The organism is Frankia sp. CcI49, assembly GCF_001983215.1.
GTDB lineage: Bacteria > Actinomycetota > Actinomycetes > Frankiales > Frankiaceae > Parafrankia > Parafrankia irregularis.
Genome location: NZ_MOWP01000007.1, coordinates 21,876 through 36,682 on the forward strand (window position 1 = coordinate 21,876; position 14,807 = coordinate 36,682).

Below are 14,807 nucleotides of genomic sequence, written 5' to 3' on the forward strand. Positions count from 1 at the left end.
CCCGGCCGCGACTGACGGGAGGGTTCGTCCGGAGCTTGGTCGGGCCCGGTTTCCAATCAGTTCCCGTCTTGTTAATTCTCGGTCACTCGGTTGTTGCCGGGCGGCCAAAGCCGTGCCTCGAAGCGAATACCGGTCGAGCCGCGACAGATGCGGAACGGAAAAGCGGCTGTAACGAGAGAAGGCCCGTGTCCAGGGGTTCATGGACACGGGCCCCGCCTCATCGGCTGATCCCGCCACGGCCTTGCCGAGGATATTCCGGCGGGTCTGACCACAGGTCTTCGCCGACCAGTCGGAGGTCCGGACCACGGGTGCGGAGCGGAGGTCCGGCGCGGAGCAGTCCTAGGTCATGCCGAAAGGCGCCGAAAGCCACCGTGGGCCACCGTGCTCGGTGTGCCGAGAGGCCGCGGAACCTCATTGGTGACGCCGGTGGAGGACCGGGACGGAATCGAGACTCAGATGTCGTAGTAGAGGCTGAACTCGTAGGGGTGGGGCCGCAGCCGGATGGCGTCGACCTCGTTCACCCGCTTGTAGTCGATCCAGGTCTCGATGAGATCGCCGGTGAACACGTTCCCCTCGCGGAGGAAGTCGTTGTCGGCCTCCAGCGCCTCCAGGACCTTCTCCAGGGAGCCGGGCACCTGCGGGACGGCGGCCAGCTCGTCCGGCGGGAGCTCGTAGAGGTCCTTGTCGATGGGGTCCGGCGGGTCGATCTTGTTCTTGACCCCGTCGAGACCGGCCATCAGCATCGCCGCGAACGCGAGGTACGGGTTGCAGCTCGGGTCGGGCACGCGGAACTCGACCCGCTTCGCCTTCGGCGAGTCACCGCCGAGCGGGATCCGGCAGCAGGCCGACCGGTTGCGYGCCGAGTAGACGAGGTTGACCGGGGCCTCGTAGCCGGGCACCAGCCGCCGGTAGGAGTTCGTGGTGGGGTTGGTGAAAGCGAGCAGGGCCGGCGCGTGGTGCAGCAGCCCGCCGATGTAGTGCCGGGCGGTGTCGGAAAGCCCGCCGTAGCCGTTGGGGCTGTAGAAGAGCGGCTCGCCGTCCTTCCAGAGGCTCTGGTGGGTGTGCATGCCGGAGCCGTTGTCCTCGAACAGCGGCTTGGGCATGAAGGTCACCGTCTTGCCCCGGGCACGGGCCACGTTGCGGATCACGTACTTGTAGAGCATCAGGTTGTCGGCCGTCTTGAGCAGCGTGTCGAACCTGATGTCGATCTCGGCCTGGCCGGCGGTGCCGACCTCGTGGTGCTGCATCTCGACGGTGATACCGACGTCGAAGAGCACCCGGCTCATCTCCGAGCGCAGGTCGGTGAAGTGGTCCGTCGGCGGCACCGGGAAGTAGCCGCCCTTGAAGCGGGGCTTGTAACCGAGGTTGCCGCCCTCCTCCTTGCGTGCGGTGTTCCAGGCGGCCTCGACCGAGTCAACGGCGTGCATGGAACCGTACGGGGTGTAGTCGTACCGCACGTCGTCGAAGATGTAGAACTCGGCCTCGGGCCCGAAGTACGCGGTGTCGGCGATGCCGGTGCCGCGCAGGTACTCCTCGGCCTTCCGCGCGATGTTGCGGGGATCCCGCGAGTACTGTTCCTTGGTGATCGGGTCGTGGATGAAGAAGGTCATCGCGAGGGTGGAGTGCTCGCGGAAGGGGTCGACGAAGGCCGTCCGCGGGTCCGGCAGCAGCAGCATGTCCGATTCGTGGATCGCCTGGAAACCGCGGATCGACGACCCGTCGAACATGAGACCGTCACTGAAGACCGACTCGGAGAAGACCTCCGCCGGGATCGTGAAGTGCTGCATGACGCCGGGCAGGTCGCAGAACCGTACATCAATGAACAGAACTTTTTCGTCACGGATATAGCGGAGTACGTCGTCGGCGTTCGTGAACATCCACCCTCCAGCGTTCTTCAGGCTTCCAATGACTGACAGAGTACGCTCTGATCGGTTGCGTGGCGTCACCGCGTGGCGCGTCGAGGGAATCAACGCACTGTTTCGTGGATGTTACGTTAACGGCGTTGGTGACGTTCTGTCATGGCCCTGGTGGCGCGAGCGGGCGACATAGGCTTGCGCGGTGGGACGCGCACTCGGAGGTTGGCTGGAGGGCCCCGGTCTGCCCCGGGACACGCCGCCCGGAGCCCGGCTCGGGCTTCCGGCGGACGGGCCCGGTTCAGTGGTGGGCTTCGGGCCCCGGATCATTGCGTACATCGTCGACGGCGTGCTGGCGAACCTGCTGGTCGGCCTGCTGTTCGTGGTCGGGGTCGACGCGGCTGCGGACATCCGTGGCCTGGCGATCTACGGTGCCTTCCTCCTGGAGGAACTGGTGCTGGTCACGGTGGCCGGGCAGACGATCGGCATGCGGCTCGCGGGGATCAGGGTGATCCGGGTGCGGGACTTCGGACGGCAGAGCTGGCCGTGGATCCTGGTCCGGACGCTGCTGTTGGCCCTGCTGGTCCCGGCGTTCATCTGGGACCGTGACCTTCGCGGCACGCACGACCGCGCCGCGGGCACGGTCGTCGTGCGGGACGAGATCGTCCCGTCGAAGGCCTGACTGACAGGCCGTGGAGACAGCCGCGGCCTGAGCGGACGGCGAGACACCGACGCCCACGTCCCCGAGTGGGGACGTGGGCGTCATGACGTTGATGGGCCGCCGCGACCGCTGGCCGCCGCCGCGGCGTGGCGGGCAGGTTCAGCGCGGGCGGCCGCCGCGGGGGATGTTGCGCGGGATCGGGCCTTTCGGAATCGGCAGGACGGGGCTGCTCACGGCCCGCAGCCGGCGCTCGAGGGCGTCCACGTCGCGCTTGCGCAGCTCACGGCGCAGCCGCATGAGGGTGCTCTGCAGCTTCGGCAACGGGATCTCGCCCTCGCCGTTGCCGACGATGTAGTCGACCATCGGCGCCTCGCCGACGATCTTGCGAATGCGTCGCTTCTCGGCGGCGAGCAGCTCCCGAGGCCCGCGCCCGCGGCCCTCCGCGATGAGCACCACGCCGGCTCGGCAGACCACGCGATGGACCACATCCTGGTGCCGGTTGACCCCGACGGCGGGGGTGAGGCGCCAGTCACCGCGCATGCGCTCCACCACGCCGGCCGCCGCGCCGGGCTTGCCTTCCATCTCCGCGTAGGCGGTCTTCTGGACCCGGCGGCTGAAGACGTTGAGGGCCACCACGATGCCCAGCAGGATCGCGATCGGCAGCCAGACATACAGGGGGCCGACGAAGACTCCGAGCAGCACGCCGATCACCACCGGCACGGCCAGCCCGAGCAGGCTCAGCCAGAGCACCTGCGGATCGCGCTGCCGGGTGATCTTGTAGACCATCCGGATCTGGGCGAGCCTGCCCGGCGCACCGGCGCCCGCGGCATCGCCGCCGGACGCGGGACCRCTGGCCCGGCCGGCCTTCTCCGGCTGGTCGGCCTTGCCCGACCCGGCCTTCGAGCCCGTCTTGGCACCGGACTTCGCACCGCCGTTGCCGGCCCCACCGTTCTTGGCGGCCCCGCCGCTCCTGCCAGCCCCGTCACTCCTGCCAGCCATGGTGCTCCGCTCCGGGCCACGTGGGCCATCGCCAGCCGCGCCCGGTCCGTTCCGCCCCGCGGCGCTGGCCTTGCCCGACCGGCGGGACGACCCGCCGCCACTTGTTCCGTTCCCACCCACGGCCGCGAGCGCCGGCTCCCCGCCGGCACCGGTCGGCTTCCTCCGCAGCGCCATAGGCGCGAGCCTACGGCCTTCGCGGGCCCGGCTGGTGCCCGGTCGGCGCCTGCGGGTCAGGAACGTGCGGCGGCGGCGGCGCGGGCGCGCGGCGGGGAGACCCGAGGCTTGGGGGCGCGCCCGGTGGAGCCGCGGGTTCCCGGGGCCCTGGCGGCCGCTGGCCGCGGCGCCGACTCCCGCTCGCGCGGCGCCGGGAAGTCGCCCCCGGCGGCGGCTGCCACCGGGCGGGTGACCAGCGGCGCACCCGTCCTCGCCTCCGCGGGTATGCCTGCGTGGGCGGTCGTCGCCGGCGGGACCGCCGGCGACGGGACGGACGCGTTCGCCGGGGCGGGAACCAGGCCGAAGGCGGATACGGAGATCTGGTCAACCCAGCGGTAGCCGGTCGTGACGTGCAGGTCGGTGGCGGCCCGCCAGGCGTTGTGGCGAGCTGTGCGCTGGCCGCCGTGCGGCAGGACGAGAAGAGTCAGTTCCTCAAGGGCGGTGAGGAGTGAGCGGAACACGGTGTCGACGACCTCCCGACGCGGTCGTGGAGCCCGAGGCGGGACCGGTGCCCCGCCGGAACAGCACTGACTGTGAAGGGCGCGAGCGCCGCCGATCACTCCCGCAGTTGGCGGAGATGACGGGGGTGCCCACGCCACGGCGAGCCCCGTGTCTTGTGACCGCCGCGTGACGCAGGCACGAGCCTAGTCGTCCGGGGTAGTCATCACCAGCGCACTCGTCACCCGGTGTGAGAGTCGTGCGACACACTTTGGGAGGTAACCGCCTCACCCCGGGCAGTTTCACTACGGAATGTAATCGCCTGCTGGTAGAGGCGGCCGGCGCGGTAGGAGGAGCGGACGAGGGGGCCGGACAGGACGCCGGCGAAGCCGATCTCGGTGCCGCGTTGCTGCCAGGCGATGAACTCGTCGGGGTGTACCCAGCGTTCGACGGGGTGGTGGCGGGGGGTGGGGCGCAGGTACTGGGTGATGGTGAGCAGGTCGCAGCCGGCGGTGTGCAGCGCGGTCATCGCGTCCTCGACCTCGTCGTCGGTCTCGCCGAGGCCGAGGATGAGGTTGGACTTGGTGACGAGGCCCGCGGCGCGGGCGCGGGTGAGGACGTCGAGGGAACGTTCGTAGCGGAAACCGGGCCGGATGCGGCGGAAGATCCTGGGGACGGTCTCGAGGTTGTGGGCGAGGACCTCGGGGGTGGCGGTGAAGACCTCGTCGAGCTGGTCGGGGTTGCCGGCGAAGTCGGGGATGAGGACCTCGACGCCGGTGCCGGGGGAGTGGGTGTGGATCTGTCGGACGGTTTCGGCGTAGAGCCAGGCGCCGCCGTCGGGGAGATCGTCGCGGGCGACGCCGGTGACGGTGGCGTAGCGCAGGCCCATGGTGGTGACGGATTCGGCGACGCGGCGTGGTTCGTCGGTGTCCAGCGGGGTGGGGCGGCCGGTGTCGATCTGGCAGAAGTCGCAGCGGCGGGTGCAGGTGTCGCCGCCGATGAGGAAGGTGGCTTCGCGGTCTTCCCAGCATTCGTAGATGTTGGGGCAGCCGGCTTCTTCGCAGACGGTGTGCAGGCCGGCGCCGTGGACGAGGCTGCGGACGTCGGTGTATTCGGGGCCGGTGCGCAGGCGGGTGCGGATCCAGGGGGGTTTGCGCTCGATCGGGGTCTGGGCGTTGCGGACCTCGAGGCGTAGCAGCGGCCGGCCCTCCGGCACGACTGGCGTGGCCGTCATCCGGCTGCTCCTCCTTCGATGTTCCCGGCGCCGACCAGTGCGTCGGCCTTCGGCTGCCGACGGGCCTGCGCCTCGCGGCCGGCAGCCAGGTAGTCGGTGATGGCGCCGGTCAGGTGGCGCTCCACCACCGGGCGGGCGTCCGCCACCGTCACCGTGCGCCCCAGCTCCAGGCTGAGGCTGGTCACGCCCGCGTCGGAGATACCGCACGGCACGATCCGGCCGAACGAGCCCAGGGCGGGGTCGCAGTTGAGCGCGAAGCCGTGTGTGGTGACCTTCCAGCTCACCCGGACACCGATGGCGGCGAGCTTGCGGKTGCCGTCGACCGTCCAGACCCCGGTGCGGCCCTCGACCCGGCGGGTCGCCACGCCGAACTCGGCGCAGACCGCGATCAGGCCGGCTTCCAGCATCCGGACGTAGGCGACGACGTCCAGCGGCATCGGGAGCCGGACGATCGGGTAGCCCACGAGCTGCCCGGGACCATGCCAGGTGATGCTGCCGCCGCGGTCGACGTCGACGACCTCCGCCCCGTCCACCGGGCGGTCGGCGGGGTCGGTGCGCCGGCCCGCCGTGTAGACCTCGGGATGCTCGAGGAGGATCAGCGCGTCCTCGCCGCGCCCGTGACGGCGCTCCTCGGCCAGCGCGCGCTGCCTGCCCCAGGCTTCGTGATAGGGAACGACACCCAACTGCAGGACATCCACGTCCCGAGGGTACGCCGGTGGGACGACCGGCCCGGCCGGCAACGGACGAGTGGCTCGTCCCACCGCCTTCGGATCGGTCTCAGGCCAGGGAGGATGTCAGTCCGGCAGCCGCCGCGGTGAGACGCGCGTCTCGACCGCGGACGCGCCCGGGCCCGGCTCGACCCGCCAGGCGTGGACGTCCGGCCGGTCCGAGACGGCCTCGACCAGCTCGGTGCCGCGGAAGTGCAGGCCGACGCCGTCGTCGGTGGCCCAGCCGGCGGGGAGCGTCCCGTCGGCCACGAGCCGCTGGTAGAGCGGGCGGCGGGCGCTCTCGGAGTCGTAGTGCGGGGTGTTGCTGTGTGGCAGCAGGCCCAGGCCGTTCGTGACCGGGCGCAGGTCCGGGCCGAAGGAGTCGGTGGTGCCGCCGACATGCCAGCACAGCGACCCGGCCGAGACACCGCCGAGCACCACGCCGGCCTCCCAGGCCTCACGCAGGATCTCGTCGAGGCCGTGCACCCGCCAGAGCGCGAGCAGGTTCGCCACGCTGCCGCCGCCGACCCAGATGACGTCCTGGGCGAGCAGGTGGGCCCGCGGGTCGGCGACGTTCGGCATCGGGAACAGCGCCAGGTGGGAGACGGCGACGTCCGGCCGGTCCCGGTTCAGCGCCGCGTAGCCGCGGGCGTAGGCGGACTGGTCGTCGCCGAGAGCTGTCTGCAGCAGGCACAGCCGGGGCCGGCCGGTCGGCTCCGCGAGGGCGATCGCGTGATCCAGCAGCGGCCCGACCTTGGCCCCCCACCTGCCGTCGGGCTGGAAGCCACCGCTTGTCGCGAGGATCTGCACAGCTGACTCCTGGTTGAGTTCGGCTCCTGGTCGGACGAGTGCCCGGCCGGCTCGCTCCCACCGTTCGGAACGAAGTTATCCACAACAGCGAAAAGTGTCCTGCGAGGGTTGCCGGTTCGGCCTAGCGTCGACGATCGTGACCTTCACGGACGATTCCGGCGATCGGCCGGGCCGGCACGGCGGTGATCCCACGGTGCCGGGCATTATCCTGCGCCACCGGCGCTACGACGCCGGGGCCGGTGAGGTCTGGGCCGGTCGTGTCGAGCAGCTCGGCGCGGACGTCACGGTTCGGTACGTGCGGCTGCCGGCGGATCCGCTGGTGCGTGCCGAAGCGCTGGGGGAGATCCGGCGCCAGCTCGACGTCCGCCATCCGCACCTGGTCTCGGTGACCGACGCGATCCGGACGGCGGACGGGCTGGCCGTCGTGGCCGAGCCGGTGCCCGAGACCGTCAGCCTGTCCCGGCTGCTCGCCGCCCGGGGTCGGCTGGAGCCGGGCGAGGTCGTGACGATCGGCCTGCCCGTGGCGCAGGCACTCGCGGCGGCACATGGCGCCGGGCTGGTCCACGGCGAGCTGACCGCGCTGGACATCCTGCTGGAACCGAACGGCCGGCCGGTGCTCGCCGGCATCGGCATCGCCGCCCTGACCAGCCCCGGCGGGTCTCCCGCGGACGACGTGCATGATCTCGCGGAGCTTCTGCTCGGGGCCATGAGCCAGGCCACCGGCCCCGACGCGGCCGCGGTCGCGGTGGCGGTCGCGATGGCGCTGATCGACGATCCGCTGCGCCGGCCGTCCGCGGCCGAGCTGGCCGCCGGCCTCGCACGCAGTGCCACGCCCCTGCCGATCCGCATGACGGGCGTCTCGCCCGGTGGCTCCGTGGGCAGCGAGATCGAGCTCGCCTCCGACGCGTGGATCGACGAGGCGGAGCCGGCGGCAGACGCCGGTGATGATCTCGATGGTGACCGCGACCGCGACCGCGACCCGTGGGCCACGGGGCCGGAGTGGCAGGCCGGCCATCGCCACACCGCGCGTGCCCAGGGTGGCGACGGCGAGGTCGTCGGTGGGGACGGGGCCGGCGGGCGGCTGCTGCCACCCCCCGGCGGCGATCCTTCCGAGGTCGCTGTTCCGGACGTCTGGGCGGGCGGCGGGGCCGACGCGGCCTGGCAGGAGCCCGGCGAGCCCGCTTCGCCGCCGTCGGAGGGCATCGCGGCGGGCACGGCGGCGGGCGAACCCGCGGGTACGCCCGCCGGCCCCGGCGCGGGCGCGGCGAGCGGTCGAACCCAGCCGAGAGACGGCCGGACCGCACCCTCCGATCCGTCYGAGCTGGTGGGCTCGCTGCACCCGGTGGGCCGTGATCGCCGCGGCGGCAAGGCGGTGCGTCGTGGCGGGCGGTCGGCGGCCCCGGCACCGTCGGCGGCACGGCGGGCGGGCCGGGCGTCCGGGCGGGTCCGTGGTGGCACCCGTGGGGGCCCGGCGGGGCGTTCGGGGCGGTCCGGCCGTGGTGGGCGGAACCGCCTGCTGCTACCGGCGATCGGCTGTGTCGGGCTCGTGGCGGTCGTCATCGCTGTCGTGCTGATGAACGGCGGCTCCGACCGGGCCGAGACCCGCCAGGCCGCGGCGGCCGGCGGCGGGGGAGGGCAGGACCCGAGCGCGACACCGGTGAACGGGCGGTCACCGGAGCAGGCGTGGCGGGCGGTCCTCGAGGAGCTGAACGTCGCGCGAAGCAGGGCCTTCGAACGCGCCGACCTCACCGCACTGGACGCGGCGGACGCACCGGACAGTGCCGCGCTGCGCACCGACCAGGCAACCGTCCGCACGCTGCTGGAGAAAGGCGCACATTCGTCGCCGGTACGGATTCAGATCATCGACCTGGAGATCCAGCTGGAACGCGCGGATCAGGTCGTGCTGCGCGTGACGGAGAGCGTCGAGGCGTACAACTTCATCAACGCCGGCGGCGCGGTCCTGGCAAGCGAACCGAGTTCGCCGGCGAGCATCAAGATCCTGACGCTCTGGCGGACCAGCGGAGGCTGGCGGCTCGCGGGCAGCGAGTCGGTTGCGCCTGGCTGACCGGGTCGGATCAGCCGCCGTGGTGCAGGGCGTCCTCCAGCGCCGCGGCGAGGTCCGGGTGAGCGAAACGGAAACCCGCGTCGAGCAGGGCGGCCGGTGCGAGGCGCTGGGAGGCGACCACCCCCTCGTCGGCGAACTCGCCGAGCGCCAGCCGCAGGGCGGCGCGGGGAACCCGGACGAACGCCGGGCGGTGCAGCGCCCGGGCCAGGGTGGCGGTGAACTCGGCGTTGGTCACGGGCCGCGGGGCGACGAGGTTGACCGGCCCGCGTACCCCGTCGGTGTCGAGCAGGAAGAGCGTCGCCGTGACGGTGTCGCGCAGGCTGATCCAGCTGAGCCACTGCCGCCCCGGGCCGAGCTGGCCGCCGGCACCCAGGCGGAACAGCGGGAGCAGCCGGCCGAGCATTCCGCCGCGGCCGGACAGCACGACGCCGGTACGCAACCGCACAACCCGGATTCCGCCCGCCTCGGCCGCCGCGGTGGCACCCTCCCAGCCACGGACGAGGTCGGCGAGGAATCCGACGCCCGCACCGGCGGACTCGTCCAGCGCTGGTCCGGTCGCCCCGGCGGGGCTGCCGTACCAGCCGATGGCGCTGCCGGAGAGCAGGACGCGCGGCGGTACGGCGAGACCGGCGAGCGTCTCGGCGAGCAGCCGGGTGCCCTCGATGCGGCTGGCGCACAGGACCTGCTTGTAGCTCGCGGTCCAGCGGTGATCGCCGAGGCCTGCGCCGGCGAGGTTGATCACCGCTTCGACGCCCTGGAGCTCGCCTGGATCCAACTGGCCGGCCAGGGGATCCCAGCGGATCTCGCCCGGGCCCCGTGGCGGCCGGCGGACGATCCGGACGACCTCGTGGCCGTCAGCCCGCAGGGCTGGCAGCAACGCGGAACCAATGAGCCCGGACGATCCGGTGACGGCCACCTTCATCTGTCCGGGCTCCTCGGCTCGTTCGGCCTGCTTGTTCGGCCTGCTCGTCAGGCCTGCTCATCGGGCCTGACGTGCAGGCCTGACCGCTCGGCTACAGCCCGAGCTCGGCCTCGAAGGCACCTTCCTCCAGCCGGCTCGCCACCGCGGTCAGGAAGCGGGCCGCGTCGGCACCGTCGACGATCCGGTGGTCGTAGGTCAGGGCCAGGTAGACCTTCGACCGAACCGCGATGACCTCACCGAGCTCCGGGTCCGTGACGACGGCCGGCCGCTTGACGACCGACCCGGTGCCCAGGATCGCCACCTGAGGCTGGTTGAGGATCGGGGTGTCGAACAGCGCGCCCCGGCTGCCGGTGTTCGTCAGCGTGAACGTGCCACCGCCCAGGTCGTCCGGAGACACCTGGTTGGCGCGGGTGCGGGCGGCGAGCTCGTCGATCTTGCGTGCCATGCCGCTGAGGTTCAGGTCGCTGGCGTTGTGGATGACCGGGACGACCAGCCCGCGGTCGGTGTCGACCGCGATCCCCAGGTTCTCCGCGTCGTGGTAGGTGACCGTGCCGCCCTCCAGATCGATGCTGGAGTTGATCACCGGGTGCTCGCGCAGCGCCTCGCAGGCGGCCACGGCGAAGAACGGCAGGAAGGAGAGCTTCACGCCCTCGCGGGCCAGGAACGCGGCCTTGGCTCGGTCGCGCAGCTTCGCGATGCGCGTGACGTCGGCCTCCACGACGGTCGTGAGCTGCGCGCTGATCTGCAGCGACTCGACCATCCGGCGGGCGACGAGCGAGCGCAGGCGGGTGAGTTTCTCGGTGCGCCCACGGGCGGCTGCGGCGGCCGCGGGGGCCGGCACCGGCGCGGCCGCCGGGCGAGCGGCAGCGGGCACGGGAGCGGGCACGTGCGCGGCGGGAGCCGGCGGGGCTGCCGCGGCCTTCGCCGCATCCTGGATGTCCTGCTTGGTGATGCGCCCCCCCGGCCCACTGCCGGTCACGATGCCGAGGTCGACACCCAGCTCGGCGGCCATCTTGCGGACCAGCGGCGTGACGTACCGGCCGAGGCCGTCGGCACCGGCGTCTGCGGTGCTCGCCGCGACCGGAGCCTGCGACGGAACCGGAGCGGGGGCCGGCGGCGGTGGCGGGGTCGGCGCGGGGGCCGGTGCCGGGGCCGGCGGGGGCGGCGGAGCCGGGGTGGGCGCGGGCGGCGGCGGGGGAGCGACGGCCTTCGGCGGCTCGGGGGCGGGCGCGGGCTGCGCGGCCGGAGCGCTGGGGGCGGCAGCCGCAGCGGCCCCATCCTCGATCACGGCCAGTTCGACGCCGACCTCGACGGTCTCGTCCTCGGCAACCTTGATCGAACCGAGGATGCCGGAGGCCGGCGCGGGGATCTCGGTGTCGACCTTGTCCGTGCTCACTTCCAGCAGCGGCTCGTCGGCCTCGACGCGCTCGCCTTCCTTCTTCAGCCAGCGGGTGACCGTCCCCTCGGAGACGCTCTCCCCGAGGCGGGGCATTGTGACGGAAACTGACATTCTGACAACGACTCCTTCGTCGCGCCCGACGTCGTGCCCTGCTGCCCGGTCGGGCTGTCAGGGACGAACGGCGGGCACCGCAGGCTAACTGTGGACGTGCAGTGGCTTGCCGGCGAGAGCGAGGTGCGCCTCACCGAGCGCCTCGGAGAGGGTCGGGTGCGGGTGGATCAGCTGGGCGACGTCGGTCGGGTAGRCCTCCCAGTTGGTGATGAGCTGGGCCTCGGCGATCAACTCGCCCACCCGGTCGCCCACCATGTGGACGCCGAGGACGGGCCCGTCCTGCGCCGAGACCACGGTTACCGCTCCCGACGAGCGCAGGATCCGTGCTTTGCCGTTTCCTGCCAGGTGATAGGTGGCGGTGTCGACTTCACCGAAACGCTTGCGCGCGGCGGCGACGGTCAGGCCGACGGATGCCACCTCGGGGTGTGAGTACGTGACCCGCGGAACGTTCACGTAGTCGACCGGCACCGGGTCGAGCCCCGCGAGCCGCTCCGCGACCAGGATTCCCTCGGCGAACGCCACGTGGGCGAGCTGGAGCCCCGGCCGAAGGTCCCCGAGCGCGGAGACCGTCGGCAGGTTCGTCCGCAGCTGGGGGTCGACGACGACGTGGCCGCGGTCGGTGGTGACGCCGATGCGCTCCAGGCCGAGCCCGGCGGAGACCGGGCCGCGCCCCACGGCCACCAGGAGCAGCTCGGCGTCGATGGTCGCCCCGTCCTCGAGGACGACCGTGACCCCCCGGTCGGTGGTCTTCGCGTCCGCGAACGGCACACCGAGACGTAGTGAGATGCCGCGCCGGCCGAAGGCGCGCTCGAGCAGCTTCGAGCTGGCCTCGTCCTCGGCCGGCACCAGATGGGGCAGGGCCTCGACGATGGTCACCTCGGCGCCGAACGAGCGCCAGACCGATGCGAACTCACACCCGATCGCGCCACCACCGAGGACGACCACCGACGCGGGTACCCGCCCCAGCGCCAGCGCGTCGTCGCTGTCGATCACCGTGCGGTGGTCGATCTCGAGACCGGGCAGGGTCCGCGGCGCCGAACCGGTGGCGAGCAGAAGGTGTCGGCCTTCGATCAGCCGGTCCCCGACGGCCACCGCCGTCGGGGACACCACCTGGCCGGCTCCGGCGACGACCTCGATGCCGCGGGAGTGCACCAGCCCGGTGAGCCCCTTGTACAGACCGTCCACGACCGAGTCGCGGTATCGCGCCACGCCGGCCGGGTCGATACCGCCCAGTGTCGCGTGGACCCCGAAGGCGGCGCTGTCGGCGACGGTGTCCGCCACCTCGGCCGCGTGCAGCAGCGCCTTGGTCGGAATGCAGCCGCGGTGCAGGCAGGTGCCGCCGAGCTTGTCCTTCTCGATCAGGACGACCCGCAGGCCCAGCTCCGCGGCCCGCAGCGCGGCGGCATACCCGCCGCTGCCACCACCGAGGATGACCAGATCGACGGGACCGGCCGCTGTGTCCGCCACGCGAGGTCCCTTCTTCGACGACTTGCGGACGCCAGGGTCCCGGCATGGCGGCGGCAGGAGCGTGGCCGTCGTCATGGCCGGTGAGCCCAGCCGGAACGACTGCGCATCGGGGGGACGAACGCCCCCCATGCACAGCTGTACCGGCTGGGTCCAGTCTTTCACGAGCAGGCGGCCTGTCTGGGCTCCACGACGCCGACTGTGCCGCATCACGCCACCGAGATGTGGCGCGGCTCACCCCCGATGGCCCGACCTGGCTGCCCGGTCGGATCTCGCGAACCCACAGGGTGACCACGCGGACCGGCGGGGTGACACAGCGCCACCCGGTGGGGTCAGGAGGTCGCCGCGCGGTCCTCGGCCAGCTGGACGAGGGTGCGCACGATCGCCCCCGTGCCCCCCTTCGGCGTGTAGCCGTACGCCTCGCCGCCGTTCCAGGACGGGCCGGCGATGTCGACGTGCGCCCAGGGGATCTCCTCGGGCACGAAGGCGGCGAGGAAGTGCGCGGCCAGCAGCATCCCGGCGTCGCGGTTGCCGCCGGGCGCGACGTTCGTCAGGTCGGCGACCACCGAGTCGAGGCTCTTGCGCAGCTCCGCCGGCATCGGCATCGGCCACACCGTCTCGCCCGCACGCCCGGCGGCGGTGACGACGGCGTCCGGTGCGTCACCGCGGCCCATGACGCCGCTGGTGCGGGTGCCCAGGGCCACGATCTGCGCGCCGGTGAGCGTGGCGACGTCCACGATGAGTGCCGGGTGGTCCTCGCTGGCGCGGGCGAGCGCATCACCGAGAACCAGCCGTCCCTCGGCGTCGGTGTTGAGCACCTCGACGCGCTTCCCGCCGCGCAGAGTGATCACGTCGGAGGGCCGGATGGCCTCGCCGGAGGGCATGTTCTCCGCGCAGGGCATCCAGCCGGTCAGGTTGATCGCAAGGCCCAGCCTGGCCGCGGCGATCACCGACGCGAGCACGGACGCCGCGCCGGCCATGTCGCTCTTCATCCATTCCATGGCCACCGGCGGCTTCAGCGAGAGGCCGCCGGAGTCGAAGGTGATGCCCTTGCCGACCAGGGCGAGGCCGGTGGCCGCGACGGCGGCGCCGTCACCGCTGCCCGTGCTCTCGCTGTCGCCCTCGCCGGCGGTCTTCTCGCCGGCGCCCGCGTAGCGCAGGCGGATGAGCCGCGGCGGGTTGACCGAACCCTGACCGACGCCGAGCAGGCCGCCGAAGGCCCCGTCGGCGAGAGCATCCTCGTCCAGGACCGTCACCTCGACACCGACGGCACCAGCCCGTTCGACCGCGATCTCGGCCAGCCGGGCGGGGGAGAGGTGGCTCGGCGGCGTGTTCACCAGGTCCCGGACGAGCGCGACGGACTCGCTGACGATCACCGCCCGCGCCAGGGCGGCCTCGGCCGCGGCGACGGCCGCCGGCTCCTCGACCACCAGGACGATCTCCTGGACGGGGGCCGGCCTGGTCGACGCGGCGCGCAGGCTGTCGAAGGCATAGGCACCCAGCAGCGATCCCTCGGCCGCCGCGCGCAGCGACGACGGGCTCGCCTCGCCGCCGGCGAGCGCCAGCGTGGTGGCGACCCGGGTCGTTCCGGCGAGTGCCCGGACAGCCGCGCCGGCCGCGCGCCGCAGGGCCTCGTGATCGGTTTCCGCGTCGCGCAGGAACGTGCTGTGATCGCCGAGGCCGACCGCGAGGACGGTCGGAGCCGTCAGCGTTCCCAGCGTCGCGAACCGCACGGTGTCGCCCGCGGCGCCGGTCGCCCCGAGATCGGCGAGGATCCGGGCGAGGCGGCCACCGAGCGCGGAGTCGAGCGGCCCGGTCCCGCCGAGAGGCACCGGGCCGTCCGCGCCTTTGGCTATTCCGACCACGATCGCGTCGACGTCGAGATCGGTGAGCGCGGTGGCGGCGACAGAGGTGACGGTCATGGCCTGAGC

At 72.7% G+C, this 14,807-nt stretch carries 12 protein-coding genes; 2 read left to right on the top strand and 10 right to left on the bottom strand.

Annotation, left to right across the window (positions count from 1 at the left end; all coding sequences use genetic code 11):
• Window positions 1–452: 452 nt before the first annotated feature.
• On the bottom strand, window positions 453–1,877 hold the full coding sequence (gene glnA, locus CcI49_RS06470; RefSeq protein ID WP_006542203.1) for a type I glutamate--ammonia ligase: 1,425 nt from the start codon (window positions 1,875–1,877) through the stop codon (window positions 453–455).
• A gap of 181 nt (window positions 1,878–2,058) precedes the next feature.
• Between glnA and CcI49_RS06475 the strand changes: the two genes are divergently transcribed.
• Complete coding sequence (locus tag CcI49_RS06475) at window positions 2,059–2,535, top strand: RDD family protein (protein WP_235497891.1); 477 nt, start codon at window positions 2,059–2,061, stop codon at window positions 2,533–2,535.
• A 138-nt stretch (window positions 2,536–2,673) separates the two neighbouring features.
• Here the strand turns inward: CcI49_RS06475 and CcI49_RS06480 are convergent, their stop codons facing one another.
• From CcI49_RS06480 to CcI49_RS06500, 5 genes are all read right to left on the bottom strand, one after another.
• A complete protein-coding gene (locus CcI49_RS06480; protein ID WP_076825031.1) occupies window positions 2,674–3,513 on the bottom strand; it encodes a DUF4191 domain-containing protein in 840 nt (279 codons plus the stop codon).
• 230 nt (window positions 3,514–3,743) lie between these two features.
• Window positions 3,744–4,187, bottom strand: a complete 444-nt coding sequence (locus tag CcI49_RS06485; protein WP_054566676.1) for a hypothetical protein — start codon at window positions 4,185–4,187, stop codon at window positions 3,744–3,746.
• 218 nt (window positions 4,188–4,405) lie between these two features.
• Entirely contained in the window at window positions 4,406–5,398 is a 993-nt protein-coding gene (gene lipA, locus CcI49_RS06490; RefSeq protein ID WP_076825033.1) for a lipoyl synthase, read from the bottom strand.
• Window positions 5,395–6,096, bottom strand: coding sequence for a lipoyl(octanoyl) transferase LipB (gene lipB / locus CcI49_RS06495; protein WP_076825274.1), 702 nt, complete (start codon window positions 6,094–6,096; stop codon window positions 5,395–5,397). Before lipB ends, lipA begins: the two co-directional genes overlap by 4 nt.
• A 96-nt stretch (window positions 6,097–6,192) precedes the next feature.
• Window positions 6,193–6,915: a peptidase E gene (locus tag CcI49_RS06500; RefSeq protein WP_076825035.1), complete on the bottom strand. Its 723-nt coding sequence runs from the start codon at window positions 6,913–6,915 to the stop codon at window positions 6,193–6,195.
• Window positions 6,916–7,051: 136 nt separating this feature from the next.
• Here CcI49_RS06500 and CcI49_RS06505 point away from each other — a divergent pair, with 136 nt between their 5' ends.
• The gene (locus tag CcI49_RS06505; protein ID WP_083749348.1) at window positions 7,052–8,980 is read left to right on the top strand and encodes a protein kinase; all 1,929 of its coding nucleotides are present in this window, start codon (window positions 7,052–7,054) and stop codon (window positions 8,978–8,980) included.
• Window positions 8,981–8,990: 10 nt separating this feature from the next.
• On the opposite strand, the gene CcI49_RS06510 is transcribed toward CcI49_RS06505, so the two are convergent.
• From CcI49_RS06510 to CcI49_RS06525, 4 genes are all read right to left on the bottom strand, one after another.
• Entirely contained in the window at window positions 8,991–9,902 is a 912-nt protein-coding gene (locus tag CcI49_RS06510) for a TIGR01777 family oxidoreductase (RefSeq protein ID WP_076825037.1), read from the bottom strand.
• Window positions 9,903–9,993: 91 nt separating this feature from the next.
• Window positions 9,994–11,412: a 2-oxoglutarate dehydrogenase, E2 component, dihydrolipoamide succinyltransferase gene (gene sucB, locus CcI49_RS06515; protein WP_076825039.1), complete on the bottom strand. Its 1,419-nt coding sequence runs from the start codon at window positions 11,410–11,412 to the stop codon at window positions 9,994–9,996.
• 84 nt (window positions 11,413–11,496) lie between these two features.
• A complete protein-coding gene (gene lpdA / locus CcI49_RS06520) occupies window positions 11,497–12,879 on the bottom strand; it encodes a dihydrolipoyl dehydrogenase (protein ID WP_076825046.1) in 1,383 nt (460 codons plus the stop codon).
• A 329-nt stretch (window positions 12,880–13,208) separates the two neighbouring features.
• Window positions 13,209–14,798: a leucyl aminopeptidase gene (locus CcI49_RS06525; protein ID WP_076825047.1), complete on the bottom strand. Its 1,590-nt coding sequence runs from the start codon at window positions 14,796–14,798 to the stop codon at window positions 13,209–13,211.
• Window positions 14,799–14,807: the final 9 nt, after the last annotated feature.